Source organism: Bradyrhizobium sp. CCBAU 25338, from assembly GCF_028128965.1.
GTDB classification, from domain to species: Bacteria; Pseudomonadota; Alphaproteobacteria; order Rhizobiales; family Xanthobacteraceae; genus Bradyrhizobium; species Bradyrhizobium liaoningense.
In genome coordinates this window covers 466,292-490,024 of sequence record NZ_LFKY01000003.1, presented here as the reverse complement: position 1 = coordinate 490,024, position 23,733 = coordinate 466,292, and the positions used below count along the sequence as shown (strand labels likewise).

22 protein-coding genes, 1 tRNA gene and 1 riboswitch are annotated in these 23,733 nt (G+C 65.1%); of the genes, 15 read left to right on the top strand and 8 right to left on the bottom strand.

All coding sequences use genetic code 11. The features are described 5' to 3' along the window. Positions 1 to 405: 405 nt before the first annotated feature. From ACM42_RS07575 to ACM42_RS07565, 3 genes are all read left to right on the top strand, one after another. On the top strand, positions 406 to 1,614 hold the full coding sequence (locus ACM42_RS07575; protein WP_028179017.1) for an aspartate aminotransferase family protein: 1,209 nt from the start codon (positions 406 to 408) through the stop codon (positions 1,612 to 1,614). After that, the gene (argF, locus tag ACM42_RS07570) at positions 1,614 to 2,549 is read left to right on the top strand and encodes an ornithine carbamoyltransferase (RefSeq protein ID WP_028179016.1); all 936 of its coding nucleotides are present in this window, start codon (positions 1,614 to 1,616) and stop codon (positions 2,547 to 2,549) included. The genes ACM42_RS07575 and argF overlap by 1 nt, the downstream gene beginning before the upstream one ends. A 151-nt stretch (positions 2,550 to 2,700) precedes the next feature. Next, on the top strand, positions 2,701 to 3,720 hold the full coding sequence (locus ACM42_RS07565; protein ID WP_442868900.1) for an Hsp33 family molecular chaperone: 1,020 nt from the start codon (positions 2,701 to 2,703) through the stop codon (positions 3,718 to 3,720). A 253-nt stretch (positions 3,721 to 3,973) separates the two neighbouring features. On the opposite strand, the gene apaG is transcribed toward ACM42_RS07565, so the two are convergent. Then, positions 3,974 to 4,366: a Co2+/Mg2+ efflux protein ApaG gene (apaG, locus tag ACM42_RS07560; protein WP_035672380.1), complete on the bottom strand. Its 393-nt coding sequence runs from the start codon at positions 4,364 to 4,366 to the stop codon at positions 3,974 to 3,976. A gap of 196 nt (positions 4,367 to 4,562) precedes the next feature. On the opposite strand from apaG, the gene ACM42_RS07555 reads away from it, so the two are divergent. The 3 genes from ACM42_RS07555 to ACM42_RS07545 are packed head-to-tail and all read left to right on the top strand — an operon-like array spanning position 4,563 to position 7,597. Next, positions 4,563 to 5,819, top strand: a complete 1,257-nt coding sequence (locus ACM42_RS07555) for an OpgC domain-containing protein (protein ID WP_271527292.1) — start codon at positions 4,563 to 4,565, stop codon at positions 5,817 to 5,819. Further along, positions 5,819 to 6,592, top strand: a complete 774-nt coding sequence (locus ACM42_RS07550) for an SGNH/GDSL hydrolase family protein (protein WP_271527291.1) — start codon at positions 5,819 to 5,821, stop codon at positions 6,590 to 6,592. Before ACM42_RS07555 ends, ACM42_RS07550 begins: the two co-directional genes overlap by 1 nt. Positions 6,593 to 6,604: 12 nt before the next feature. Next, positions 6,605 to 7,597 carry an SGNH/GDSL hydrolase family protein gene (locus ACM42_RS07545; RefSeq protein WP_271527290.1) on the top strand — a complete coding sequence of 331 codons (993 nt, stop codon included), beginning with the start codon at positions 6,605 to 6,607 and terminating at the stop codon, positions 7,595 to 7,597. Between the two features lie 175 nt (positions 7,598 to 7,772). On the opposite strand, the gene ACM42_RS07540 is transcribed toward ACM42_RS07545, so the two are convergent. Further along, the gene (locus ACM42_RS07540; RefSeq protein ID WP_271527289.1) at positions 7,773 to 8,960 is read right to left on the bottom strand and encodes an O-succinylhomoserine sulfhydrylase; all 1,188 of its coding nucleotides are present in this window, start codon (positions 8,958 to 8,960) and stop codon (positions 7,773 to 7,775) included. Positions 8,961 to 9,035: 75 nt separating this feature from the next. Next, a riboswitch (SAM riboswitch) is annotated at positions 9,036 to 9,115 on the bottom strand. Between the two features lie 109 nt (positions 9,116 to 9,224). Between ACM42_RS07540 and ACM42_RS07535 the strand changes: the two genes are divergently transcribed. Continuing rightward, positions 9,225 to 10,331, top strand: coding sequence for a 2'-deoxycytidine 5'-triphosphate deaminase (locus tag ACM42_RS07535; protein WP_239627947.1), 1,107 nt, complete (start codon positions 9,225 to 9,227; stop codon positions 10,329 to 10,331). A 31-nt stretch (positions 10,332 to 10,362) separates the two neighbouring features. Here ACM42_RS07535 and ACM42_RS07530 read toward each other — a convergent pair whose 3' ends face one another. Further along, positions 10,363 to 11,667 (bottom strand): cytochrome-c peroxidase, encoded by a 1,305-nt coding sequence (locus ACM42_RS07530; RefSeq protein WP_271527288.1) that lies wholly within the window; start codon positions 11,665 to 11,667, stop codon positions 10,363 to 10,365. A gap of 281 nt (positions 11,668 to 11,948) precedes the next feature. Between ACM42_RS07530 and ACM42_RS07525 the strand changes: the two genes are divergently transcribed. Further along, positions 11,949 to 13,001: a hypothetical protein gene (locus tag ACM42_RS07525; RefSeq protein WP_271527287.1), complete on the top strand. Its 1,053-nt coding sequence runs from the start codon at positions 11,949 to 11,951 to the stop codon at positions 12,999 to 13,001. Between the two features lie 165 nt (positions 13,002 to 13,166). Then, on the top strand, positions 13,167 to 14,609 hold the full coding sequence (locus tag ACM42_RS07520) for an MATE family efflux transporter (protein WP_271527286.1): 1,443 nt from the start codon (positions 13,167 to 13,169) through the stop codon (positions 14,607 to 14,609). Between the two features lie 231 nt (positions 14,610 to 14,840). Here the strand turns inward: ACM42_RS07520 and ACM42_RS07515 are convergent, their stop codons facing one another. The 4 genes from ACM42_RS07515 to ACM42_RS07500 form a co-directional block, all read right to left on the bottom strand. After that, positions 14,841 to 15,242 (bottom strand): SRPBCC family protein, encoded by a 402-nt coding sequence (locus ACM42_RS07515; protein ID WP_271527285.1) that lies wholly within the window; start codon positions 15,240 to 15,242, stop codon positions 14,841 to 14,843. Between the two features lie 146 nt (positions 15,243 to 15,388). Then, positions 15,389 to 15,748, bottom strand: a complete 360-nt coding sequence (locus ACM42_RS07510; protein WP_271527283.1) for a VOC family protein — start codon at positions 15,746 to 15,748, stop codon at positions 15,389 to 15,391. A 56-nt stretch (positions 15,749 to 15,804) separates the two neighbouring features. Beyond that, positions 15,805 to 16,644 (bottom strand): helix-turn-helix transcriptional regulator, encoded by an 840-nt coding sequence (locus ACM42_RS07505; protein WP_271527282.1) that lies wholly within the window; start codon positions 16,642 to 16,644, stop codon positions 15,805 to 15,807. 9 nt (positions 16,645 to 16,653) lie between these two features. Then, on the bottom strand, positions 16,654 to 17,232 hold the full coding sequence (locus tag ACM42_RS07500; RefSeq protein ID WP_271527281.1) for a methylated-DNA--[protein]-cysteine S-methyltransferase: 579 nt from the start codon (positions 17,230 to 17,232) through the stop codon (positions 16,654 to 16,656). A gap of 173 nt (positions 17,233 to 17,405) precedes the next feature. Between ACM42_RS07500 and ACM42_RS07495 the strand changes: the two genes are divergently transcribed. Beyond that, positions 17,406 to 17,479: transfer RNA gene (locus ACM42_RS07495), tRNA-Gly, on the top strand. Between the two features lie 5 nt (positions 17,480 to 17,484). On the opposite strand, the gene ACM42_RS07490 is transcribed toward ACM42_RS07495, so the two are convergent. After that, positions 17,485 to 18,477: an alpha/beta fold hydrolase gene (locus ACM42_RS07490; protein WP_271527280.1), complete on the bottom strand. Its 993-nt coding sequence runs from the start codon at positions 18,475 to 18,477 to the stop codon at positions 17,485 to 17,487. A gap of 174 nt (positions 18,478 to 18,651) precedes the next feature. Between ACM42_RS07490 and ACM42_RS07485 the strand changes: the two genes are divergently transcribed. The 5 genes from ACM42_RS07485 (at position 18,652) to xylA (ending at position 23,723) form a co-directional block, all read left to right on the top strand. Next, complete coding sequence (locus ACM42_RS07485) at positions 18,652 to 19,233, top strand: helix-turn-helix domain-containing protein (RefSeq protein ID WP_271527279.1); 582 nt, start codon at positions 18,652 to 18,654, stop codon at positions 19,231 to 19,233. A gap of 24 nt (positions 19,234 to 19,257) precedes the next feature. Continuing rightward, positions 19,258 to 19,731 carry a GNAT family N-acetyltransferase gene (locus ACM42_RS07480; RefSeq protein ID WP_271527465.1) on the top strand — a complete coding sequence of 158 codons (474 nt, stop codon included), beginning with the start codon at positions 19,258 to 19,260 and terminating at the stop codon, positions 19,729 to 19,731. Positions 19,732 to 19,824: 93 nt separating this feature from the next. Next, entirely contained in the window at positions 19,825 to 20,868 is a 1,044-nt protein-coding gene (locus ACM42_RS07475; protein WP_271527278.1) for a LacI family DNA-binding transcriptional regulator, read from the top strand. Between the two features lie 81 nt (positions 20,869 to 20,949). Next, positions 20,950 to 22,407, top strand: a complete 1,458-nt coding sequence (gene xylB / locus ACM42_RS07470; protein ID WP_271527277.1) for a xylulokinase — start codon at positions 20,950 to 20,952, stop codon at positions 22,405 to 22,407. Continuing rightward, positions 22,404 to 23,723, top strand: a complete 1,320-nt coding sequence (gene xylA / locus ACM42_RS07465) for a xylose isomerase (RefSeq protein ID WP_271527276.1) — start codon at positions 22,404 to 22,406, stop codon at positions 23,721 to 23,723. Before xylB ends, xylA begins: the two co-directional genes overlap by 4 nt. Positions 23,724 to 23,733 lie beyond the last annotated feature (10 nt).

Below are 23,733 nucleotides of genomic sequence, written 5' to 3'. Positions count from 1 at the left end.
CCTAAGCCTTGAAAAACCCGTGCGGCCAGAATCCCTTAAGGCTCGCCGGGCGCGCTCAAGACGCCCGAACGTTTACGCCGGTACATGAGGACTTAAGGGATCAGAACTGCTGCACGAGATGTCGTATCTGACAGTCCAAACGCTACAATATGGCGTGACTCCCGCGCAAGAGTCCGCCGACTCGCGTCCACATGTTCCGTGGTGAAAATCCCGCGAAATCGGCACCGCAAGACTACGGATTCAGCGTTTCGCGGGGCTTTCCGGGCGGCATTGACACCCGTCTTGCCAGGCATAAGATAGTCCTACGTGCCGCCCTTAAAAGGCGGCACGTTTCGTTTTCCGGGCCGGTCAATGGTGCGTTGCGTAATGCGCGCGTCACACCGTCCGCAACATTCAAGTGACGTCATGACGAACAGCGCCGCGCCGCATTTGCTCCCCGTTTTCGCCAGGGCCGACCTCGGTTTCGAGCGCGGCGAAGGCTGCTGGCTGATCGCAACCAATGGGGATCGCTATCTCGATTTCACCTCCGGCGTGGCGGTGAATGCGCTCGGCCATGCGCATCCCACTCTGGTCAAGGCGTTGCAGGAGCAGGCGACGAAGCTCTGGCACATGTCGAACCTGTTCCAGAGCCCGGACGGCGAGAAGCTCGCGGCGCGTCTGTGCAATGAGAGTTTTGCGGACTTCGTGTTCTTCTGCAATTCCGGCGCCGAGGCGCTGGAAGGCGTGATCAAGCTGGTGCGCCACCATCACTTCTCCAAGGGGCATCCTGAGCGCTACCGCATGATCACATTCGAGGGCGCCTTCCATGGCCGCACACTGGCGACGCTGGCCGCCACCGGCTCTGCAAAATATCTCGAGGGCTTCGGCCCGCCGATGGACGGCTTCGACCAGGTGCCGCATGGCGACCTGGAAGCTGTGAAGAAGGCGATCGGCCCGCACACCGCTGGCATTCTCATCGAGCCGATCCAGGGCGAGGGCGGCGTTCGTTCTGCGCCTCCCACGTTCCTGAAGGCATTGCGCGAGCTCTGCAATGAGCGCGGCCTATTGCTCGCCTTCGACGAGGTGCAGACTGGCATGGGCCGCACCGGCGAACTCTTTGCCTACAAGCGTACCGGTGTTGTGCCCGACGTGATGTCGCTGGCGAAGGCGCTCGGTGGCGGTTTCCCGATCGGCGCGGTGCTCGCCACCGCCGACGCTGCGCGCGGCATGGGGCCGGGCTCGCATGGTTCGACCTTCGGCGGCAATCCGCTCGCGATCTCGGCTGCGAACGCCGTTCTCGACGTCATGCTCAAGCCCGGCTTCTTTGACCACGTGCAGAAAATGTCGCTGCTGCTGAAGCAGAAGCTCGCCTCCGTGATCGATCGCCATTCAGATGTCGTCAGCGAGGTGCGCGGCGAGGGGCTCCTGATCGGCATCAAGGCCGTGGTGCCCTCGGGCGATCTCGTCGCGGCGCTGCGCGCCGAAAAATTGCTCACCGTCGGAGCCGGCGACAATGTCGTGCGCTTCCTGCCGCCCTTGATCGTTACCGAGGCGGAGATCGAGGACAGCGTCGGGCGGCTCGAACGCGCCTGCACTGCGATCTCGTCCAGCCAGACCAAGCGGGCGGCAAGCTGATGAGCAAGACGCCCAATAAAGCTCCAAAGCACTTTTTGGACATCAACGAGCTGCCGCTGTCGGAGCTCAAGAGCATGCTCGCCGCCTCGTCCGCCATGAAGGCGAAGCAGAAGGCGCACCAGCCGGTCAGGCCGCTCGAAGGCAAGACGCTGGCGATGATCTTCGAGCGACCCTCGACGCGGACGCGGGTGTCGTTCGATGTCGCCATGCGCCAGCTCGGCGGCGAGCCCATCATGCTCACCGGCGCCGAGATGCAGCTCGGTCGCGGCGAGACCATCGCCGACACCGCGCGGGTGCTGTCGCGCTATGTCGACGCCATCATGATCCGCATCCTCAATCACGAGGCGCTGCTGGAGCTCGCGGCCTATGCGACCGTGCCCGTGATCAACGGCCTGACGCGGCGGTCGCATCCCTGCCAGGTGATGGCCGACCTCATGACCTATGAGGAGCATCGCGGCCCGATCGAGGGCAAGACGGTGGCCTGGACCGGCGACGACAACAACGTGCTGGCGTCCTGGGCGCACGCCGCCGAGCGCTTCAAATTCCAGCTCAACGTCGCAACACCTCCGGAGCTCGCGCCGAAGAAGGCAATGCGCGACTGGATCAAGACGTCAGGCGCGCCGATCGTGCTCGGCACCGATCCGGAAGCCGCCGTGCGCGGCGCCGATTGCGTCGTCACCGACACCTGGGTGTCGATGGGCGACAAGGAGGGCGAGCACCGCCACAACGTGCTCAAGCCCTACCAGGTCAATGCCAAGCTGATGTCGCTGGCCAAGCCCGATGCGCTGTTCATGCACTGCCTGCCAGCCCATCGCGGCGAGGAGGTCACGGATGAAGTGATCGACGGTCCGCAATCGGTCGTGTTCGACGAGGCCGAGAACCGCCTGCACGCGCAGAAGGGCATTCTGGCCTGGTGCTTCGACGCGGTGAAATAGCGGGGGCGTGTGGTGGCGTTGCTGTCGCCCCGCGCGCCGCTATCGTCCCGGATCAGCGCTCGCTCCGCTCGCTTGTCCGGAACGATAGCGGAATATGTGGTGGTAGCCGCCCCCCTTCCATTCTCAGCCCTCCGACCCCAGATAACGCGCCATGGTTTCCCAATCCCCTGACATGAAAACCGGGCCAGAAGGCCCGGTTCGCGCACCATCGGCGGTTCCGATCGACGACGCCGTGCTGCCTTACGAGGTCGATGCGCTCGATGTGCGCGGGCGGCTGGTGCGGCTCGGCCCGGCGCTCGACGATATCCTGACCAAGCACGATTATCCCGCACCCGTCGGCAAGCTGCTCGGTGAAGCCATCGTGTTGACGACGTTGCTCGGCACCGCGCTGAAATTCGAAGGTCGCTTCATTCTCCAGGCTCAGACCGACGGTCCGGTGTCGTTCCTGGTCGTCGACTACATGGCGCCGGATCGCCTGCGCGCCTATGCCCGCTTTGACGCCGAGCGCCTCGGCGAGGCCAAGGACGCTGGCATGCAGTCTGGCACGCTGCTCGGCCGCGGCCATCTCGCCATGACCATCGACCAGGGCCCCGACATGAGCCGCTACCAGGGTCTGGTTGCGCTCGACGGCGGTAGCCTGGAAGACGCCGCGCACGAATATTTTCTCCGCTCCGAGCAGATTCCGACGCGCGTGCGCCTTGCGGTCGGCGAGGAGTGGCGCTCGAGCGACGGCGGCAAGCATCGCTGGCGGGCCGGCGGCATGCTGATGCAGTTTCTGCCGAAGGCGCCGGAGCGCGCCCGGCAGGCCGATCTGCATCCCGGCGATGCGCCTGAAGGTGTCGAAGTGCACAGCGTCGCCGAAGACGACGCCTGGGTCGAGGCGCGTTCGCTGATGGAGACCGCCGAAGACGTCGAGCTGATCGATCCCGAACTCTCGGGCGAGCGGTTGCTCTACCGTCTCTTCCACGAGCGCGGCGTGCGCGTGTTCAATCCGCAGGTCCTCAAGGCGCAGTGCTCCTGCTCGCGCAATGCGGTCGCCTCGATGCTCAAGAGCTTTTCGCCGGACGATCGTGCCGCAATGGTCAAGGACGACAAGGTCGTCGTCACCTGCGAGTTCTGCTCATCGGTGTACCAGTTCTCGCCCCACGAGGCGGGCGTGGAAGACGCCTGACGCGGCATTCTCGCAAAGACGATGTGGAGGCAGTTCGCCAAAGGTTCGGACATCGTAGGGTAGGCAAAGTGGAGCGTGCTCACCATGTCCTGTGCGACGACCGGAATGGTGGGCATGGCGCTTTGCGCCTCTGCCCGCCCTACGACACCGCGCTAAAGCGCGATGCGACTAGGATGAATCGTCATCGCGCTTCAGGTTGTTGTTTCAGCATGATCTTTTCGGAAAACCGCTGTGCATTTTTCCGGATCATGCTTTAGTTCAACACCCGCTTGTTGTCGGGACTGTCGAGCGAGAACGTCGGCACGTCGATCTCGAAGCGCTCGCCGGTTTCGCTGACCATCTGGTAGCGGCCGGTCATGAAGCCCGAGGCGGTCGAGAGCGGCACGCCGGAGGTGTATTCGAAGCGCTCGCCGGGCGCCAGGATCGGCTGCTCGCCGACCACCCCCTCGCCCTTCACCTCCTGCTGGCGGCCCGAGGCATCGGTAATGATCCAGTGCCGCGTCTTGAGCTGCACGGTCTCCTCGCCCGAATTGGTGATGACGATGGTATAGGCCCAGAAATAGCGCGAGCGGTCGGCCGACGACTGCTCCGGAACAAAGTTCGGCTCGACGGTCACTTCAATCTGGCGGGTCACGGCGCGGTACATGGTTGCTATAATAGCCAAATCCGTCCCGGGAACCAAACGCCACAGACGGCTTTGGCGACATCGTCCCGCCAGAATTCGAAGGGAAGGACACCCCAAAGGGAGATTCCCTTATATGATCCGGGCCGCTTTGCGAGACGACGGCGGGACCCTTACATTCTTTCAACGTCGCGTTTTGCGGAAGGGTTTTTAGGCCCCGATGACCATTGCCGACCAAGTGACGGGATCGACGATCGCGGGGACCGCGGAGGCCAGACCCGCAGGGACCAAGCCGCGCGCCGCCGCGCCGGCCATCACGCTGCCCGCCATCGGCGAGCGCGAGCTCCGGCTCGATCTGTTCCGCGGGCTCGCGCTGTGGCTGATCTTCATCGACCACCTGCCGCCGAGTCTGTTGACCTGGTTCACGATCCGCAATTACGGCTTCAGCGACGCTACGGAGATCTTCATCTTCATCTCCGGCTACACCGCCGCCTTCGTCTACGGCCGGGCGATGCTGGAGAGCGGCGTCGTCATCGCCACCGCGCGCATCCTGCGCCGGGTCTGGCAAATCTACGTCGCCCACGTCTTCCTGTTCACGATCTTCCTTGCCGAAATCTCCTACGTGGCGACCAGGTTCGAGAACCCGCTCTACACCGAAGAGATGGGTATCATGGACTTCCTCAAGCAGCCGGACGTCACCATCGTGCAGGCGCTGCTCTTGCGCTTTCGTCCCGTCAACATGGACGTGCTGCCGCTCTACATCGTGCTGATGCTGGCGCTGCCCCTGATCCTGTGGTCGATGAAATGGCGCCCCGACGTCACCCTCGGCCTTTCGGTCGTGCTCTACGCGGTCACCTGGGAGTACGATCTTTATCTATCGGCCTATCCGAACGGCTTCTGGGCCTTCAATCCCTTTGCCTGGCAATTGTTGTTCGTGTTTGGAGCATGGTGTGCGCTCGGAGGTGCGCGCCGCATGTCGCGTATTCTGTCGTCACGCGTCACGATGTGGCTGGCGATCGCCTATCTCGTCGCGTCGTTCTACGTGACGCTGACCTGGTATGTGCCGCAGCTCTCCCAGTTCATGCCGAAGCTGATCGAGCAATGGATGTATCCGATCAACAAGACCGATCTCGACGTGCTGCGCTTCACGCATTTCCTGGCGCTGGCCGCGCTCACGGTGCGCTTCCTGCCGCGGGACTGGCCGGGCCTGAAGTCGCCCTGGCTGCGGCCGCTGATCCTGTGCGGCCAGCATTCCCTCGAGATCTTCTGTCTCGGCGTCTTCCTTGCTTTCGCCGGCCACTTCATCCTGGCCGAAGTCTCCGGCGGCGCAGCCATGCATGCCTTGATTAGTCTCTCCGGAGTGCTGATCATGTGGGGGGTGGCCTGGGTCATTTCGTGGTACAAGCGCGTGGCTGACAAGAGCGGTGCGAAGACCAAAAACGCCGTCGGCAACGCCGATCTGGCGGGAGGGGGCTGATGAAGGCGAAGGTTCTCCTGAGCCTGATCCTGCTATGCGTCGCCGCGCCTGTGGCGCGTGCGGGCGATCCTGCGCCCACGGCTCCCCCTGCGCCCGCTTCCTGCGAATTGCCGGCCTATCTGCTGACCAGCGAAAGCGCGTTGCCCAAGGTCGCCGCCGCCGTCAAGGCCGGCAAGCCGCTCGAGATCCTGGTCATCGGCAGCCGCTCGACGACCATTCCATCTTCGGAGAACAGCTCGTACCCGGCGCGCATGGAGGCGATCCTCAAGGAGAAGCTGCCGCCGCCGGAGGTGGTACATGTCTCCGTAGAAATACAGAGCAAGAAAACGGCAGAGGAGACCGCCTCCACTTTCGTTAAGCTGATGGAAGCAAAAACGCCTACGTTGGTCATCTGGCAGACCGGGACCGTGGACGCTATCCGAGCGAGCGATCCCGACGAGTTTCGCAGTGCCGTCACCGAAGGGGTTGCTGCATTGCAAAATGCGGGGGCTGACGTCGTCTTGATGAATCTGCAGTATAGTCCACGCACTGAAACCATGATCTCGGCGCAGCCTTTTCTCGACAATATGCGGGTGGTGGCGCAGGAGCACGGTATCCCGCTGTTCGATCGTTTCGCGATCATGCGGCAGTGGAATGATCAGGGTCAGTTCGACCTGTTCAGCCCGTCCCGCGGGCCCGAGCTGGCGAAACAGGTCCATGATTGCCTTGGCCGGGCGTTGGCACAGTTCGTGATCGACGCAGCCCGTCTCGAGCCGGCCCAGCAGCAAAATTGAGGTCTAGCGTTAATGAGTTCTCTCTGCCCTTTTTGCCTGACGACATGGCTGGCCGCGCCTGCAGCCGCGGCGCTGTTGTTGCTGACGCCGGCCCCGCAATCGCATGCCCAGACGGCAGCCGCACAGGCGACACCCGCCCCCGCGCAGTCGGCTGATCCCGCTTCCGCTTCGCCCTCCCAGACCACCGTCGCTGCGACGTCGCCCGAGCAGCGCGGCATCACGGCGCGCGCCATCGACAAGGTGAAGCAGGCCGCCAAATCCGCCAGCGACATCTTCAACCGTGTGCCCTGCCAGCCGCCGAAGGACGGTTCGAAGGCGATGGGCTCGCTGCCGCACGTTGCTGGCAAGCTCGTCGCCGGCCTGCCCGTCGTCATCGTCGCGTTCGGCTCGTCGTCGACTCAGGGATTCGGCGCGAGCTCGCCGGAGTTCAATTACCCCAATCGTCTCGCCGCGCAGCTGCGCCGGCACTATCCGACCGCCGACATCAGCGTCATCAATGCCGGCGTCGGCGGCGAGGACGCCCCCGAGATGATGAAGCGCCTCCAGACGCAGGTGATCGACATGCATCCGGATCTCGTGATCTGGCAGGTCGGCACCAACGCCGTGCTGCGCAATCTCGATCCCGGCGAAACCGCCAAGATGGTGGAGGACGGCATCAGCCGCATCCAGGCCGCGGGCGGCGCCGACATCGTGCTGGTGGATCCGCAATATTCGCCGGCCGTCAACCAGCGCGCCGAGAGCGCCGGCAAGATGGTGAAGCTGCTCAACAAGGTCGCCGAGCTCCGTCACGTCGGAATCTTCCCGCGCTTCGAGGTGATGCGCGACTGGCATGAGAAGCAGGCCATTCCGGTCGAGGGCTTCGTGATCGCCGATGGCCTGCACATGAACGATTGGGGCTATGCCTGCTTCGCTCAGCTGTTGGGTGACGACATCATCCGTTCCGTCGGCCAGATCAAGCTCGGGGTGAACGTGCCCGCGGACGTGCGGACGTACCGGCCGATGTAGGTCTCGCTTACCCTCCCCTGGAGGGGGAGGGTCGCTAGGCATGCAGCGAAGCGGAATGCGTAGCGGGGTGGGGTGACGGTCTCTCCCCGTCCAACGATGCCCGAGTGGAGAGATCACCCCACCCCGCTCGCGCTTCGCGCGATCGACCCTCCCCCTCCAGGGGAGGGTGAGAAGCTCACGCCTTCTCCAGCGCCGCTGTCAGATCCTCGATCAGGTCGTCGGCATGTTCGAGCCCCGCGGAGAAGCGAATGAACCCCTCGCTGATTCCGAGCGCGGCACGGTCCTCCGGCTTCAGGCGCTGATGGGTCGTCGTCGCCGGATGCGTGACGAGGCTCTTGGCGTCGCCGAGATTGTTCGAGATCTTCGCAAGCTTCAACTCGTTGAGCACGCGGAACGCCGCCTGCTTGCCGCCCTTGACCTCGAAGCCGACCAGGGTCGAGCCGCCGCGCATCTGCTTCTTCACCAAAGCTGCCTGCGGATGATCGGCGCGGCCGGGATAGACCAGCCGCGAGATCTTCGGATGGCTCGCCAGCACCTCGGCGATGCGCGCTGCGGTATCGGTCTGCGCGCGCACGCGCACGGCCAGCGTCTCCAGGCCCTTGAGCAGGACCCAGGCATTGAACGGCGAGATCGAGGGGCCGGTCTGGCGCATGAAATTGTGGATGTGCTCGGCGATGAAGGCTTCCGACGACAGGATGATGCCGCCGAGGCACCGGCCCTGGCCGTCGATATGCTTGGTCGCGGAATAGACGACGACGTCGGCCCCTAGCGCGAGCGGGCTCTGCCAGATCGGCGTGGCGAACACGTTGTCGACCACGAGCCGCGCGCCCCCCTTGTGCGCGATCTCGGCGATCCCGGGGATGTCGAGCACGTCGAGGGTCGGGTTGGTCGGGCTCTCCAGGAAGAACGTTTTCGTGTTGGGCTTCAGCGCGCGCTGCCATTGGTGGAGATCGAGCCCGTCGACCAGCGTGGTCTCGATGCCGTAGCGCGGCAACAAGTCCTGGATGACGTAAAGGCACGAGCCGAACAGGGCGCGCGAAGCCACGACGTGATCGCCCGCCTTGAGCGGTGCGAGGATCGCGGTCGTCACCGCGGCCATGCCGGTCGCGGCCGAGCGGGCGGCTTCGGCGCCTTCGAGCTCGATCATGCGGCGCTCGAACATCGCGATGGTGGGGTTGGAGTAGCGCGAATAGATGAAGCCGGGATCCTCGCCCTTGAACCGCGCCTCGCACTCCTCGGCGCTGTTGTAGACGTAGCCTTGGGTGAGGAACAGCGCCTCCGACGTCTCGCCAAACTGCGAGCGCAGGGTCCCGGAATGGACCAGGCGGGTTTCGGGACGGTAGTTGGCAGGCGACTTCGACATAGGACCCTCCGACATGACCATTCGATGCGCAAACGGTCACAAAAAAACCGGCCTGGATATCTCCACTGGCCGGGATCACAGAGGTCCCCGGCCTGTTTAGCGACTTATTTAACGTGGCTGCAAGCCGGCCGGCTCAAATCACCACGGGATAAGTGATGCTCATATTCCGCAATGCCCTTTCCGTCAAGGCGTCCATCGGCTAGCCGTAAAAGGCTGTTTTTCCCGTATGTCGGGACGCAAGAGAGCCCTGATGAGGACCCCCGGTTGACGTTCACGGTCGCCGCCGACGCCAATGGTATCCTGCCCGACCGCATGATCGCGGCGATGGCGGAAGCGGGGCTCATCCTGCCCGAATACGACTTCGTCGAAAGCCAGATCCAGCCGGCGAGCCTCGATCTGCGCCTTGGCGACATTGCCTATCGCGTCCGCGCCAGCTTCCTGCCCGGTCCCGGCGCCACGGTCGCCGAACGCATTGACGAATTGAAGCTGCACGAGTTCAGCCTCGCCGACGGCGCGGTGCTGGAGACCAACTGCGTCTACATCGTGCCGCTGCTGGAAAGCCTGGCGCTACCGCCGGAAATCGTCGCGGCAGCCAACCCCAAGAGCTCGACCGGCCGGCTCGACGTCTTCACCCGCGTGATCGCCGACGGCACGCGCCGCTTCGACATGATCGGCGCCGGCTATCATGGCCCGCTTTATGCCGAGATCAGCCCGAAGACCTTTCCGGTGCTGGTGCGCGAGGGCTCGCGCCTGTCGCAGGTGCGTTTCCGCACCGGTGATGCCATCCTCAATGCCGACGAGCTCGAGGCGCTGCACGCCGCCGAGCGCCTCGTCGACATCGACGATGCCGACCTCTCCGGCGGCGTCGCCGTCTCTGTCGATCTCTCCGGCGAGAAGGCGAGTGGCTTCGTCGGCTATCGCGCCAAGCGCCACACCGGTGTCGTCGACGTCGATCGCCGCTCCGGCTACGCGGTCGAAGACTTCTGGGAGCCGATCTCGGCCCGCCCCGACGGCAGCCTCATCCTCGATCCCGGCGAGTTCTACATCCTCGCCTCCAAGGAAGCCGTGCAGGTGCCGCCCGACTACGCCGCGGAGATGGTGCCGTTCGATCCTTTGGTGGGCGAGTTCCGCGTGCACTATGCCGGATTTTTCGATCCCGGCTTCGGCTATGCCGGCGCCGGCGGGCAGGGCTCGCGCGCCGTGCTTGAGGTGCGCTCGCGCGAGGTGCCGTTCATCCTCGAGCACGGCCAGATCGTCGGCCGCCTCGTCTATGAAAAGATGCTCGCCCGCCCCGACGCCATGTACGGGCAGCGCATCGGCTCGAACTACCAGGCGCAGGGCCTGAAGCTGAGCAAGCATTTTCGGGTGTAAGTGTCAGCAAGCGCTGCGCGTGAACCATGGCTCAAAGCGGCGGCTTCGGCCGTGGCGGCTTCGGACCAAAGGCGCGTGCCGTATCGCGCTGCGGACGGTTCACCTTGGATAGTGCGAGCTGTCGCGCATACTCCTTGTCGCCGGCGTCCTTGTATTGCGGACTGGTCAGTGCCGCCATCAACGCCACCACGTCGTCGATCTCGGGCTCCGTCAGCGCCAGCGGCTGGATGTCCTCATCGAGCCACGCGTCAGCGACGCCGTCGCCCTTGTTGTAGTGATCCATGACGTCCCACAGTGTTTCCATCGATCCGTCGTGAAAGTAGGGCGCGGTCACCAGGATATTTCGCAGGCCGGGCGTCTTGAAGGACGCAATGTCGCCCGGCCGCTTGGTGATCAGGAAACGCCCCAGAACCGACATTTCGTTCGCGATCGCCGCGTTGTCGACATCCAGCGCACGTCCCTGCGCCAGCTCGCGCTCGGCCTGCTCCGCCAGCGCACCGACGCGATGCCGAAGGATGCCGATGCCGATGTTGTGAAAATCGTGATCGGTGAAGACAGTTGGATCGCGCTCTCTATCCGTCAGCGCATGGCAAAGATTGCAACGCGCCTTGTTGTTGAACAATTCCCAACCACGTTTGGCCGAATCGCTGATCGCATTCGCATCTCCAGCGATGAAATGATCGAAGGGCGAATCGAAGGACGCGAGCGTCCGTTCATAGGTTGCAATGGCGCGCAACATGTCCTGTTCGTTGACGCCGCGGCCGAAGGCCTGCATGAACTGGGCCTGATAGTCCTTGTCGCCGGCGATCCTGGATACGGCATCGCCGATGCTGGCCGAGCCCATCTCGAGAGCGTTGGTGATCGGCAGCGCCGCCTGCTGCTCAAGCGTGTCGACGCGACCGTCCCAGAACTGCGACTTGTTGTAGAGCGCATTCAGCACGGTCGGGGCGTTGCGTTGGCCGGCGCGCCCATGGATGCCGATCGACACTGGCCTGCCGTCGGTGAAGGCGCGTGCCGGATCGTGGCACGTGGCACAGGCGATGGTGCCGTCGCCCGAGAGCTGGGCGTCGAAGAACAGCTTCTGTCCCAACGCAACCGTCGCAGGTGCAAGCGGTGTTGCCGGCGGGATCACTGACGCTGTCAGCGCCGCGGGAAAACCGACCTGATCCCGCGAGCGCGGCTCGGCGAGTGGCCCTTGCCCAGGCAGCGGCGGCGGTTGCCCCGGCGCCAGCGCTGGCGGTGGACCGACTGCGCTGTCTTCGTCCGCCGCCGATACGGGAAGCAACGGCAAGATCTGCGACAGGAGCAGGAGAACAGCCAGCGATATTGCGCGCATCCGATAGCCTTTGTTCTCGGGATAAGTAAGAAAGCTAACACGAAAGGTCCTGAACGTCATGCTGAGCGAATTGATGAAAGCGTATCGAGATCGCTCCAAGCCGTAGACGAGCGAAGCGATATCCGGGATGATCTGAGGAAGGATCCGGATATGGCGTCGCTCATCCGGCTACTTTTCTGGATCGCCGGTCTGGTCGGGCATGACGGCCGCGCGCGTGGCTCGGTTGCGTCGCCTCTCGCGCAATGACACAGTCCGTTACAACAAATCCATCGGGAGCAAGCATGAGGAGCGAAACAGAAGCCGCGCAGGAAGCGCAATGGAGACGCTGGCGGGCGGTCGCCGACCTCTATCATGCTTATTTCACCGGCCTGATCCTCACCGTGGTGACTCGGCGCGGGACAGCGGATGCCTCGGAATTCGTCTTCCGCGTGTTCCGCCGTCAGCAGCGGGAGCGCTTCCTTCCCGGCTTGCAAAAGCTCGGCCTCAGCCATCTGCCGCCGGCGGTGGCGGCTGCCCAGTATCATTATCTCTCCAACTGGATCGGCGGCGTGCATGTCGAATACATGTATGAGAGCGACCGCAAAGCCTGGATCCGCTATCCGCCGCCGCGCTGGATCTGGAGGGGCACCGCGATCTGCGGCGTTCCGGGCGAGGTCTCCAGCGCGATGCTGCGCGGCTGGCACGCCAACAACGGCGTTGCGCTTGGCGATCTCAGGCTCGGCTTCGTCTGCACCAAGCAGAGCGTCGATGGCCAGGATGGGCTCGAAGGCTACTATCATCAGTACGACCATCCGCTCGAGCCGGACCAGCGCCTGGTGTTCGCCCGTCATCTGGAAGCTCCATTGTTCGATGCGACGACCGCGCCGGCGCTGCCGGTCGCGAACTGGCCGAAGCCGCGTTTGGAAAAGGCCTATCGTAACTACGCCATGGAATATGTCCGCACCGCCGCGCCCGTGATGGTGCAGCTGTTCGGTCCGGAGGATGCCGGCTATCTCCTGCATCTCACCGGCAAGCTGATCGGCATGCAATATTTCGACGAGGTTGCCCCGGCGCTGGCGATGACCCGCGGCGGCGCGAGAGAGTTCGCATCGTTCCTGAGCGCGTTGTTTGCCGCGCAGGATGATGCGGCCGAGACCACGCAATCAGAAGGCGCGTTCGAAATACACCAGCAGAGTTGGAAGCTGATGGACGACGTCGCCGACCATCACCCCGCTTGTGCGCAGGTGCTGGCGGGATTGTTCGAGGGGCTCGCCGCGGGGTGCGGACGGCACATCGGCGTGCAGATGCGCTCTGCAGTCGCCGGCCGTCCGCCACTGGTCTGGACGATCGGGTAAGTTCGCCGATGGGGAGCGCTGCCGCAGGGCACGCCTGCACCCGGCGCAGGAGGAATCGGCGCGCACCGTGCTAACAAGTCCCCGCCGCGCCCTGCGCGCGAATAGATTGATTGGCACACCTTTTCATTGCTGCGCCGCAAAAGGCGCCCCTGCCCGGGAGAGGACATGTCGGACATCGCCGAGATCCCGGTCGATGAGCAAGAGCGCCCGTTGCCGCCGCCGCGGCGCCCCGTCAAGAGCGCGCTGACCGACGGGCCAATTCTGCGCACGCTGCTCTCCCTCGCGTGGCCGAACGTGATCGGCTTGTCGGCCGGCATCTGCGTGGTGATCGCGGAGACCTCTTATGTCGGCCGGCTCGGTGTCGAGGCGCTTGCGGCGATGGCGCTGGTGTTTCCGACCGTGATCCTGACCATGACGATGTCGGGCGGCGCCATGGGCGGTGCGGTGGCCTCGGCCATCGCGCGTGCGCTCGGCGCCGGTGATCGCGAGCGCGCCGGAACGCTCGCCGTGCATGCGATGCTGATCGGTGTCAGCTTCGGCCTGGTCTTCATGCTGGGCATGCTGATCTTCGGACCACGGCTGCTCGAAATGCTTGGCGGCCGCGGCGCTGTGCTGACGCATGCGATCGCCTATACGCAGGTGTTTTTCGGCGGCGCCGTGCTGCCCTGGTTGCTCAATACCATGGCGGGTGTCCTGCGCGGCACCGGCAACATGAAGCTGCCGTCATTTCTCATCCTCAACTCTGCGGCCTGGCAGATCGTGCTCGGCGGCACGCTGGGTCTCGGTCTCGGACCGGTGCCGCAGTTCGGAATGCACGGCGTCGCGGCCGGCGCGCTGATCGCCTATTCCATGAACATCTGCATCATGGGCTGGTACCTGTTCTCCGGCCGAGCACGGATCGTACTGAGACTGCGCGGCTTGCGCATCCGATGGGCGATGTTCTTCGACATCCTCAAGGTCGGCGCCATCGCCTGCTTCTCGCCGCTGCAATCGGTGCTGACGATCTCGATCTTCACCCACATGTTGGCGAAGTTCGGCACCGCGATCCTCGCCGGTTACGGCATCGGCGCGCGACTCGAGTTCTTGCTGACCTCGATCGCGTTCTCGTTCGGCATCGCCTGTGTGCCGATGGTCGGGATGGCGATCGGCGCAGGCCGCATCGCGCGCGCCCGGCGCATCACCTGGATCGCCAGTGCGGCCGCTTTCGTGGCGGTCGGCGCGCCGGCGTGCCTCGTTTCGATCTTCCCGGATATCTGGGTCAACATGTTCACCGACAGCGTGGCCGTGCGCGCGGCGAGTCATCAATATCTCTCGACCGTCGGGCCGTTCTACGCCTTCTTCGGCCTTGCAACGACGATGTATTTCTCCTCGCAAGGCGCCGCCAAGGTGATCGGTCCGGTGCTCGCGCAGACGGCGCGGCTGATTTACATCGCGGCTGTCGGCTGGTGGCTGTCGACGCACGACGCCAGCGCGCAGAGCTTCTTCTGGCTAGCCGCAAGCTCGATGGTCGTGCTCGGCGTACTGTCGTGCTCCAGCGTGGTGCTGACGCGCTGGGGGCCGCGCAAGGAAAAAGCTGCGATCAGGCCGGCGCTTTCGACTGCCGACTGATGCGCGATGCGATTGGGATGAATATCGTCATCGTGCTTTAGGTCGCTGTTCAAGCGTGACTTTTCGGAAATCCGCTGCACACTTTTCCGGATCATGCTTTAGCTGGCAGATCACCTTGTCCGCACCTCGCATGGCATGCTCCTCGTGTACTTGGCTTCGCCGGGAGAGCGGAGCCGACCGGACGCACGCGGGCATGGTTACGGCTGGCGAGGGCGCGGCTCTGTAAGAAAATCACGCAGTCGCGGGCGGGAATGCCCTGTGGATCGCGCCGACAGCCTCCTTCGTTTGCCCTTGAATGTAGGCCGCGAGCTCGTTCGGCAGCACGTCGATGATCCAGATCAGCCGGCAGCGCAAGTCGCTCTCGGCGATCACCTGCACGGAGGCGCTGTAATGCTTCAGCCGCTCGTTGCTGATCGCATAGACGAGGCGCTGTCGCGCATCGTCGCAATCGACCAGCACCTCGCGTGCGACCGAACCGTTGGCAAAGGTGACGATGCGCGCATCGTCGTCGAGCGTGCAGGCGGTGACGAAGCCTGGCACCAGCCGCTGGTGCAGCGCGCCGAAATCGCGCACCGCGTCCCAGACGTCGTGTGCGGAGGCGGGGAGGGAAACGTCGTTGCGGATGGACGCCATGGGATTCCTGTTTTGCTGGAGTCATTCCGGGGCGCACGAAGCGCGAACTACGGCGCGCAGTTGCGCGCCTGAGAATCTCGGGATTCCGGGTCTGGTGCTAGGCGCCATCCGGGAATGACGGCGAATGTGGCGCGCTTCGTTGGGGCTCACGCGCAAACCGCCTCGACATTGTTGCCGTCAGGGTCGATCAAGAACGCCGCATAATAGGTCGGGCTGTAGTCCTTGCGCGGCCCGGCGCCGCCATTGTCGCGGCCGCCGCTCTTCAGCCCTTCGGTATGGAACGCCTTGACCGCGTCATGATCTTTGGCGCGGAAGGCGATATGGGCGCCGTCGGCCTTCCGGCCCTTGTTCAGGTGCAGCCACAGCGCCGGCTCGCCCTTCGGCCCGAAGCCGGCATAACCGTCGCCGCTCGAGCACAGGACATATCCGAGCGGCGCCAGCACTGCGGTGTAGAAGCGTGTCGAAGCGTCGAGGTCGGCAACACGCAATCCGATGTGGTCGTACATGTTCGTCTCCATTGCAGAAGCGCGCCGAGAGGGGCATGCGCCGGAGACGACCCTAGTCAGTTGAGGGCAAGCTGCTCTTGGAGAATCTTGCGCTGTCCCTTCGAGGCCTGGCGGAATTTGGTCGGGGACACACCGGCAGCGCGGTGGAAGGTGCGGACGAAATTGGAGAGATCGCCGAAACCGACGTCATAGGCGATGTCGGTGACCGCGATGTCGTCGTCGGCGAGCAGCCGCGCCGCGTGCCGCAGCCGCGAGCGCACCAGATATTGATGCGGGGTGACGCCAAGCACGCTCGAGAACAGCCGCAGGAAATGGAATGGGCTGAGGCCCGCCTGACGCGCGGCCTGTTCAAGGTCGAGCTCGGCATGCGAGTTGTCGTCGATCCACAGCGCGGCCTCGACGGCGCGGCGGCGGTCGCGCGCGGTCGGCGTCGCCGGCCGTCGCGCCTTGCCGGAGACGACATCCACAAAGCGGCTGGCCAGGATCTGGCCGATCTCGTCGAGGCCGAGGTCGCTGTTGCCATCTGCTGCCGTCTGGGCGAGCTCGCCCAGCACCATCAGCTCGGGCAGCGGTGGTGTCGCACCGATCCGCCAGACGTCACGCCGCCCGCCGAGAGTCTCCACCAGGTCCTCGCTGAGGAAGAACGACAGGCAGACGTCGCCGGACACGTGCTCATGCGTGCAGGTGTATTCCTCGCCGGGGGCGCCGACCAGCATCGAGCCTGCCACCAGCTCGAAGAAACCGGCGCGGCAATGGCAGCCGAAGCTCCCTGCGCGGACATAAGCGATGGAATGGCCGGTGCGGCATTCGGGAAACGGCGTATCGTCCGGTCCCGCATCGCAGCGAAATTCGGAGACCGTCATCGATGGCGTCGTCAGCAGCGTGGTCGCATCCATCCGGCCTATCTAGGTAGGCGCGCGGGGCGGAGCAACGGGCAGCAGCACCTCGAACAGCGTCTTGCTGGCGACGGGATGGGTGCCTTCGAGAGCCAGCAGCCGCCGCTTGGAGATCATGCCGGCATAGGGCGAAAGCCGGTCGGTGTAATTGCCGGCCTCCAGCACCCGGTGGCAGGGCACGATCAGCATGTAGGGATTTTTGGCGATCGCCTGTGCCACCGAGTGCACGGCGCCGGAGGCGCCCAGGGCTTTGGCGATTTCGTGGTAGGTGCGCGTTTCGCCGCGCGGGACCATGCAGGTGTACTCGTAGACTCGCCGGTCGAAGCCGGGCACCCCGCCGGCGTCCAGGCTGACGTCGGAGAAATCCGGCTCGCCGCCTTGCAGCAGGCCGACGATCCCCTCGATCGCCAGCTCGGCGTTCTCGGACGGTCGCTGCTCCCGCGCCTCGGGATGGGCCAGGAAAATGCGGCGGCGGGTGTCGATCTCCCGCGCCTCCGGCAATTGCACGGCGACCACGCCGGTGCCGCTCCAGATGATGCCACAGCGCCCCAGCGCCGTGTCGAAAATCGCGTAAGCACGCCCCGCCATGCACACGCCCCACTCAGTGCACGTTTCGCCCCAGACACGCAATCATAACACCGCCACAATCCGGCGCAGCTGGAATCTTATCAGGACGTTAACAACCGTCGGGCCGGGCGCGCCAAACCGCTTGGCGGGACGCGCCGTCTCGGCTAATCAGTAGGGGCGCAAGGCGCGCATAAGCGGGCGTAGTTCAATGGTAGAACGGCAGCTTCCCAAGCTGCATACGAGGGTTCGATTCCCTTCGCCCGCTCCAAGCCTTTAGCCCGGCAAGCTTCGCAGAAACTCCACGATCGCCGCGTTCACCTCCGCCGGCCGCTCCTGCTGCGTCCAGTGTCCGCAGCCGGGCAGCATTATGATCTCGCGGAGCTGCGGCACCCATTGCTTCATGTTGGCGAGATGATCGGCCGCACCGGGGAAGGCGATGACCATGTCGTGGTCGCCTGCCATGAAAAGCGAGGGCACCACCACCTTCACGCCCTCGAAGGCCCCCATCAATTCCCAATTTCGATCGATGTTGCGGTAGTAATTGAGTGGCCCGCGAAACCCGCTGCGCGTAAATTCGGCGCCATAATAGTCGAGATCGGCGGCGCTCAGCCACGACGGCAGCGGCACCTGCATCTTCGGCAACATTCCGTCCTTCCGCGAGACCATGCCGACGCCAACGGTCCGCCCCTGACGCTCGGCATTGGCACGGATCGCCGCGGCTCCTTCGCCGGAACCGCCAAAGAGCATGGCACGGAGCGTTGCGCGAGGATCCCGTTCGAACTCCGCTTCGGCGATACCCGGCTCCTGGAAGTACAGCTGATAGAACTGCGCATCCGCCGTCTGCGGCATGACGCTCGTCGGCCGCACCGGACTGCGCGGTCGATAGGGCACGCTGAGGATAGCGGCGGCGCGGAAGCGATCGGGCCGCAGGCGCGCCGTGTGCCAGGCGATCGTCGCGCCCCAGTCATGGCCGACGATGACGGCGTCCTTCGCCTCGAAGGCGTCGAGCACGCCGACGAGGTCGCCGACCATGTGGAGGATCGTGTATTGATCGATTGCTTCGGGCCGGTCGCTCTTTCCGTATCCACGCATGTCGGGCGCAACCGCGTGGTAGCCGGCCGCTGCCAACGCCTCGAGCTGATGCCGCCATGAGTACCAGCCTTCCGGAAAGCCGTGGCAGAGCAGAACCATTGGCCCCTCACCCTGCTCGGCGACATTGAGGCTGATGCCGTTGGCCTTGATCGTCCGCTGCGTCGGCTCGCCCATATCGTCGCCTCCGATTGGTTATTGTGGTTGGGGCCCATCCTAATCGGCCCTACGTGCTCAGAAAAGATTCTAATATATTAGACTTCCGCTCCCGGCGTTTGCCTCTGTGCGCGCTAGGCTGCTCTCGCTCTGATGGGTGCGGTCCTCGTATGGGGCGATGTTTTGATGAAAGCCATGGACCAGCAGAAACTCGATCGCGCCATCGGTCGGCGCCTGAAAACGCTGCGGACGCAGGCGGGCATGACGTTGAACGAGCTTGCAGGCCGCTCCGGCGTCAGCCGGGCCATGATCGGGCGGGTGGAGCGGGCGCAGAGCAGTGCGACGGCGGCGCTGCTCAACAAGCTTTGCGCGGCGCTCGACGTCACGCTCAGCGACGTCGTCGCGCTCGCCGAAAAGCCGCCGGAGCGCCTGGTGCGACTTGCGGACCAGCCGCTCTGGCGCGATCCCGACAGCGGCTATCGCCGGCGTCATGCCTCGCCGCCGGATGCGGCCAGCGGCATCGAGATCATCGTCGTCGACCTTCCGGCCGGCGCCCGCGTCTCCTACAGCCCCTGGGGCCGCAACGCCTTCACCCAGCAGCTGCTGATGCTGGAGGGCGCGATCGCCGTGCATATCGATGCCAAGGCGGTGCGGCTGCGCGAGGGCGATTGTCTGGATTTCGACGTGATGCGCGCCGTGATCTTCGAGAACGAAACCAGGCAGGACGCGCGCTACGTCATCATCATCAGGCGCGGCGCGTCCTACGGCAAGATGTGAGGGCAGGACATGGAGACGAGCACGATGCAGATCCGCACCGGCGACACCTATGATCCCCGCGTCGTCGCGCTGCTCGATCACCACGTCACGGCCGCGCGGGCGCAGACGGCGCCGGGCAGCGCCCACGCGCTCGATCTTGCGGGCTTGCGTGCACCCGACGTCGCGTTCTGGACCGGCTGGGACGGCGAGACGCTGGTCGCCACCGGGGCGTTGAAGACGCTTTCGGCGAGCCACGGCGAGGTCAAGTCGATGCACACGCTGCAGACCGCGCGGCGGCGCGGCTATGGCGGCCGGATGCTGCGTCACATCATCACGGAGGCTCGTGTGCGCGGCATGACGCGGCTCAGCCTCGAGACCGGCTCGTGGGACTATTTCAAGCCGGCCCACGCGCTCTACCTTGCGCACGGCTTCATCGTCTGTGGCCCGTTCGAGGGCTATGTCGAGGATCCCAACAGCCTGTTCCTGGCGCTGGACCTGTCGGCGCCGGCGCGTCGGTAGCTCAGGAGCGCGTCTCCACGCAAGGCACGCAAATCAGCGAGGTCGCCTCAAAATGAGTTGCGCACCTCAAAACACCTCTGCTAGCCTTCAGCCATGGCCGAGACGCTCACCCCGACCGCGCTGACCCTGAAGGACATCGCCCGCGAGGCTGGCGTCAGCCTCGCGACGGTGGACCGCGTCCTGCACAATCGCCCGGGCGTGCGGCCGGACACGGTGCGGCGCGTCAAGGCGGCGATCGAACGCAATTCGTTCCAGCCGCATGTGGCCGCCGCCGAGCTCGCCCGCGGCCGCGCCCGCCGTTTCGCCTTCGTGATGCCGTCGGGACCAAACCCGTTCATGCAGCAGATCGAGGCCTATCTCGGCGAGATGGCAGCCTGGCTGGCGGCCCGCCGCCTCAGCGTCGAGACGGTCGCAACCGACGTGTTCAACCCCTCCGCGCTCGCGGCCTCGCTGGAGGCATTGTCGGGCGATTGCGACGGGGTTGCCGTGGTGGCGCTGGATCATCCCGGCGTGCGTGCTGCCATCAACGATCTCGTCGATGCCGGCACCAAGGTCGTGACGCTGGTCTCGGACGTACCATCCTCGCGCCGGCACCACTATGTCGGGATCGACAATATCGCGGCGGGGCGCACTGCCGGCGCGCTGGTCGGGCGGCTGGTTGGCCAAAGGTCCGGCAAGGTCGCGATCGTCGCGGGCTCGCAGGGCCTGCGCGATCATGCCGAGCGCATCTTCGGCTTCAACCAGGTGATGGCGACGGAATTCCCCGATCTCAGCGTGCTGCCGGTGCTGGAAGGACGCGACGAGGACGACCGTTCGGAGCAGCTGCTGGGCCGGCTGCTCCGCAGCCATGCCGACATTGTTGGTCTTTATAACGTCGGTGCCGGCACGCAAGGCGTCGCCAAAGCGTTGAGCGAGGCCGGCCGCGACAAGCAGGTGGTGTTCGTCGGACACGACGTCACGGCGCTGACGCGCCGATTGCTGCTGCAGGGCGTGATGGATGCTGCGATCTCGCAGAACCCCGGACATGAAGCGCGCGCGGCCGTGCGCGTGCTGCTGGCGCTCGCCCGCGGCGAGCCGATCTTGCGCGAACAGGAGAAGATCAGGATCGACATCGTGATGCGGGACAATCTGCCTTAGCGGCAGGCGGATTTCGGAACGGCCCGTTGCGGGGAAAGCGACGCAAGATCGCGCCCCGCAGCAGGCAAAAGGGAGGATAGCGTGTATCTCGGGATCGACATCGGCACGTCCGGTGTGAAAGCGGTGCTCGTGAGCGAAGCCGGCGCGGTCGTCGCGACGGCGGCGCGCGAACTTGCGCTGTCGCACCCAGCGCCGCTGTGGTCCGAGCAGGATCCCGACGCCTGGGTCGATGCGGCCATCGGCGCAATCGACGATCTCGCCGTGCGCCAGCCGCGCGAGGTTGCGCAGGTTCGTGGCATCGGGCTGTCAGGCCAGATGCATGGCGCGACGCTGCTCGGCAAGGACGGCCGGCCGCTGCGTCCGGCCATCCTCTGGAACGACGGTCGCTCGCAGGCCGAATGCGCCACGCTGGAGCGGCGCTGTCCCTCGCTGCATACGATCACCGGCAATCTGGCGATGCCCGGCTTCACCGCCCCGAAATTGCTATGGGTCGCGCGGCATGAACCCGAAATCTTCGACCGCGTGGCCAAGGTGCTGTTGCCGAAAGCCTATGTCCGCTATCGCCTCACCGGCGAGATGGTCGAGGACATGTCGGACGCGGCCGGCACGCTGTGGCTGGATGTCGGTCTGCGTCGCTGGTCGGCCCTGCTGCTGCATGCCACCGGACTCGATCTGCACCATATGCCGCGCCTGGTCGAGGGCAGCGAGGTGAGCGCCGTGCTCGCGCCGGACTACGCGCGGCGCTGGGGCATGCAGAAGGATGTCGTGGTCGCGGGCGGTGCCGGCGACAATGCGGCCAGCGCGATCGGGCTCGGTGCCATCGTGCCGGGCGACGCCTTCCTGTCGCTGGGAACGTCGGGCGTCCTGTTCCGCGTCACCGATCGCTTCGCCCCGGCGCCGGCTTCGGCCGTGCATGCCTTCTGTCACGCGCTGCCCGGCCTCTGGCACCAGATGGGCGTAATGCTGTCGGCGGCGGCCTCGCTTGCGTGGCTCGCAGGTGTGATGGAGACGCCGGCTGCAGCGCTGCTGGCGCCGCTCGGCGAGCGCGTCGACGGACCAAGCCCGATCAGATTCCTGCCCTATCTCGATGGAGAACGCACGCCGCACAACGATGCCGCTGCCAGCGGCGCCTTTGTCGGCTTGCGCGGTGCGACCGGTCGGAGCCAGATCGTCCAGGCCGTGCTTGAAGGCGTCGCCTTTGCCGCGCGCGACAATCTGGCGGCGCTGAGCGCGGCGAGTGGGCCGATCGCCGAAGTCGATCTCGTCGGCGGCGGCTCGCGCTCGGCGCTGTGGGCGCAGATCTACGCCGACGTGCTCGGCATTCCCGTTCACCGCGTCGAGGAAGGCGAGGTCGGAGCCGCGCTCGGCGCCGCGCGGCTTGGCCGCATCGCTGCGACCGGCGAAGACGCAGCGGAGGTCTGCACCCGTCCGCGGCGGCTCGCGACCTTCACGCCCCGTGCATCCGTCGTTTCGGTCTATGACGAGGCCTATCGGCGGTGGCGCGCGCTTTATCCAGCATTGAAGGAGTCCCTTAAGTGAACGCGTCAGCCAAGTTCTTCGATGCAAGCGCACCCGTCGCCTTCGGCGGCAAGGATGCGGAGCAAGCCGCCTTCCGCTGGTACGACAAGGACCGGCTCGTGCATGGCCGCAGGCTCGAGGATCATCTGCGCTTTGCGGTCTGCTATTGGCATTCCTTCTGCTGGCCCGGCGGCGATCCTTTCGGTGGGGAGACGTTCCTGCGGCCCTGGCACCACGGCACCGACGCGATGGCGATGGCACGCGCCAAGGCTGACGTCGCCTTCGAGCTGTTCCGCCTGCTCGACGTGCCGTTCTTCACCTTCCACGACGTCGATGCGGCGCCGGAAGGCGCCACGCTCGCGGAATCCGTCGCCAACCTCAACGCGATCGCCGATCTGTTCGAGCAGAAGATGGCTTCCGCAAAAGTGCGCCTGCTCTGGGGCACCGCAAACCTGTTCACACACCGCCGCTACATGGCGGGCGCCGCGACCAATCCGGACCCTGATATCTTCACCTATGCAGCGGGCCAGGTCCGCGCCGCGCTGGAGGTGACGCACCGGCTCGGCGGCGAGAACTACGTGCTGTGGGGCGGGCGAGAGGGCTACGAGACGCTGCTCAACACCGATCTCAAGCGCGAGCTCGACCAGCTCGGCCGCTTTCTCTCGCTCGTCGTCGAGCACAAACACAAGATCGGTTTCAAGGGACCGATCCTGATCGAGCCGAAGCCGAAGGAGCCGACCAAGCATCAGTATGATTTCGACGTCGCCACCTGCTACGGCTTCCTCGAACGCTATGATCTCCTGAACGACGTCAAGCTCAACATCGAGCAGAACCACGCGATCCTCGCCGGCCATTCCTTCCATCACGAGGTCGCGCTCGCCGAGGCGCTCGGTGTCTTCGGCTCCCTCGACATCAACCGCGGCGACGATCTGCTCGGCTGGGACACCGACCAATTCGCAATGAATGTGGGCGAGCTCGCGCTGGTGTTCCACGAGATCCTGAACCGCGGCGGGTTCACCTCCGGCGGACTCAATTTCGACGCCAAGATCCGCCGTCAGTCCATTGACCCCGACGATTTGATCCATGCGCATGTCGGCTCGATGGATGCCTGCGCACGTGCCTTCCTCGCCGCGGCGGACATGATCGATGCCGCCGTCCTCACCGAGCCGCTTGCCAAGCGTTACGACGGGTGGGCCAGCCCCGAGGGGCGTGCCATTCTCGGCGGCCAGCGCTCGCTCGCCGATCTCGCCGACCGTGCCATGAGTCCCGGCTTCGACCCGCAGCCGCGCTCGGGCCGGCAGGAATACCTGGAATCCCTCGTCAACCGCTACGTCTGAGGAGGACCGC

Coding starts and splice junctions, on each gene's coding strand:
- ACM42_RS07575 (WP_028179017.1), top strand. CDS start 406: ATGACGAACAGCGCCGCGCCGCATTTGCTCCCCGTTTTCGCCAGGGCC.
- argF (WP_028179016.1), top strand. CDS start 1,614: ATGAGCAAGACGCCCAATAAAGCTCCAAAGCACTTTTTGGACATCAAC.
- ACM42_RS07565 (WP_442868900.1), top strand. CDS start 2,701: ATGGTTTCCCAATCCCCTGACATGAAAACCGGGCCAGAAGGCCCGGTT.
- apaG (WP_035672380.1), bottom strand. CDS start 4,366: ATGTACCGCGCCGTGACCCGCCAGATTGAAGTGACCGTCGAGCCGAAC.
- ACM42_RS07555 (WP_271527292.1), top strand. CDS start 4,563: ATGACCATTGCCGACCAAGTGACGGGATCGACGATCGCGGGGACCGCG.
- ACM42_RS07550 (WP_271527291.1), top strand. CDS start 5,819: ATGAAGGCGAAGGTTCTCCTGAGCCTGATCCTGCTATGCGTCGCCGCG.
- ACM42_RS07545 (WP_271527290.1), top strand. CDS start 6,605: ATGAGTTCTCTCTGCCCTTTTTGCCTGACGACATGGCTGGCCGCGCCT.
- ACM42_RS07540 (WP_271527289.1), bottom strand. CDS start 8,960: ATGTCGAAGTCGCCTGCCAACTACCGTCCCGAAACCCGCCTGGTCCAT.
- ACM42_RS07530 (WP_271527288.1), bottom strand. CDS start 11,667: ATGCGCGCAATATCGCTGGCTGTTCTCCTGCTCCTGTCGCAGATCTTG.
- ACM42_RS07525 (WP_271527287.1), top strand. CDS start 11,949: ATGAGGAGCGAAACAGAAGCCGCGCAGGAAGCGCAATGGAGACGCTGG.
- ACM42_RS07520 (WP_271527286.1), top strand. CDS start 13,167: ATGTCGGACATCGCCGAGATCCCGGTCGATGAGCAAGAGCGCCCGTTG.
- ACM42_RS07515 (WP_271527285.1), bottom strand. CDS start 15,242: ATGGCGTCCATCCGCAACGACGTTTCCCTCCCCGCCTCCGCACACGAC.
- ACM42_RS07510 (WP_271527283.1), bottom strand. CDS start 15,748: ATGTACGACCACATCGGATTGCGTGTTGCCGACCTCGACGCTTCGACA.
- ACM42_RS07505 (WP_271527282.1), bottom strand. CDS start 16,644: ATGGATGCGACCACGCTGCTGACGACGCCATCGATGACGGTCTCCGAA.
- ACM42_RS07500 (WP_271527281.1), bottom strand. CDS start 17,232: ATGGCGGGGCGTGCTTACGCGATTTTCGACACGGCGCTGGGGCGCTGT.
- ACM42_RS07490 (WP_271527280.1), bottom strand. CDS start 18,477: ATGGGCGAGCCGACGCAGCGGACGATCAAGGCCAACGGCATCAGCCTC.
- ACM42_RS07485 (WP_271527279.1), top strand. CDS start 18,652: ATGGACCAGCAGAAACTCGATCGCGCCATCGGTCGGCGCCTGAAAACG.
- ACM42_RS07480 (WP_271527465.1), top strand. CDS start 19,258: ATGCAGATCCGCACCGGCGACACCTATGATCCCCGCGTCGTCGCGCTG.
- ACM42_RS07475 (WP_271527278.1), top strand. CDS start 19,825: ATGGCCGAGACGCTCACCCCGACCGCGCTGACCCTGAAGGACATCGCC.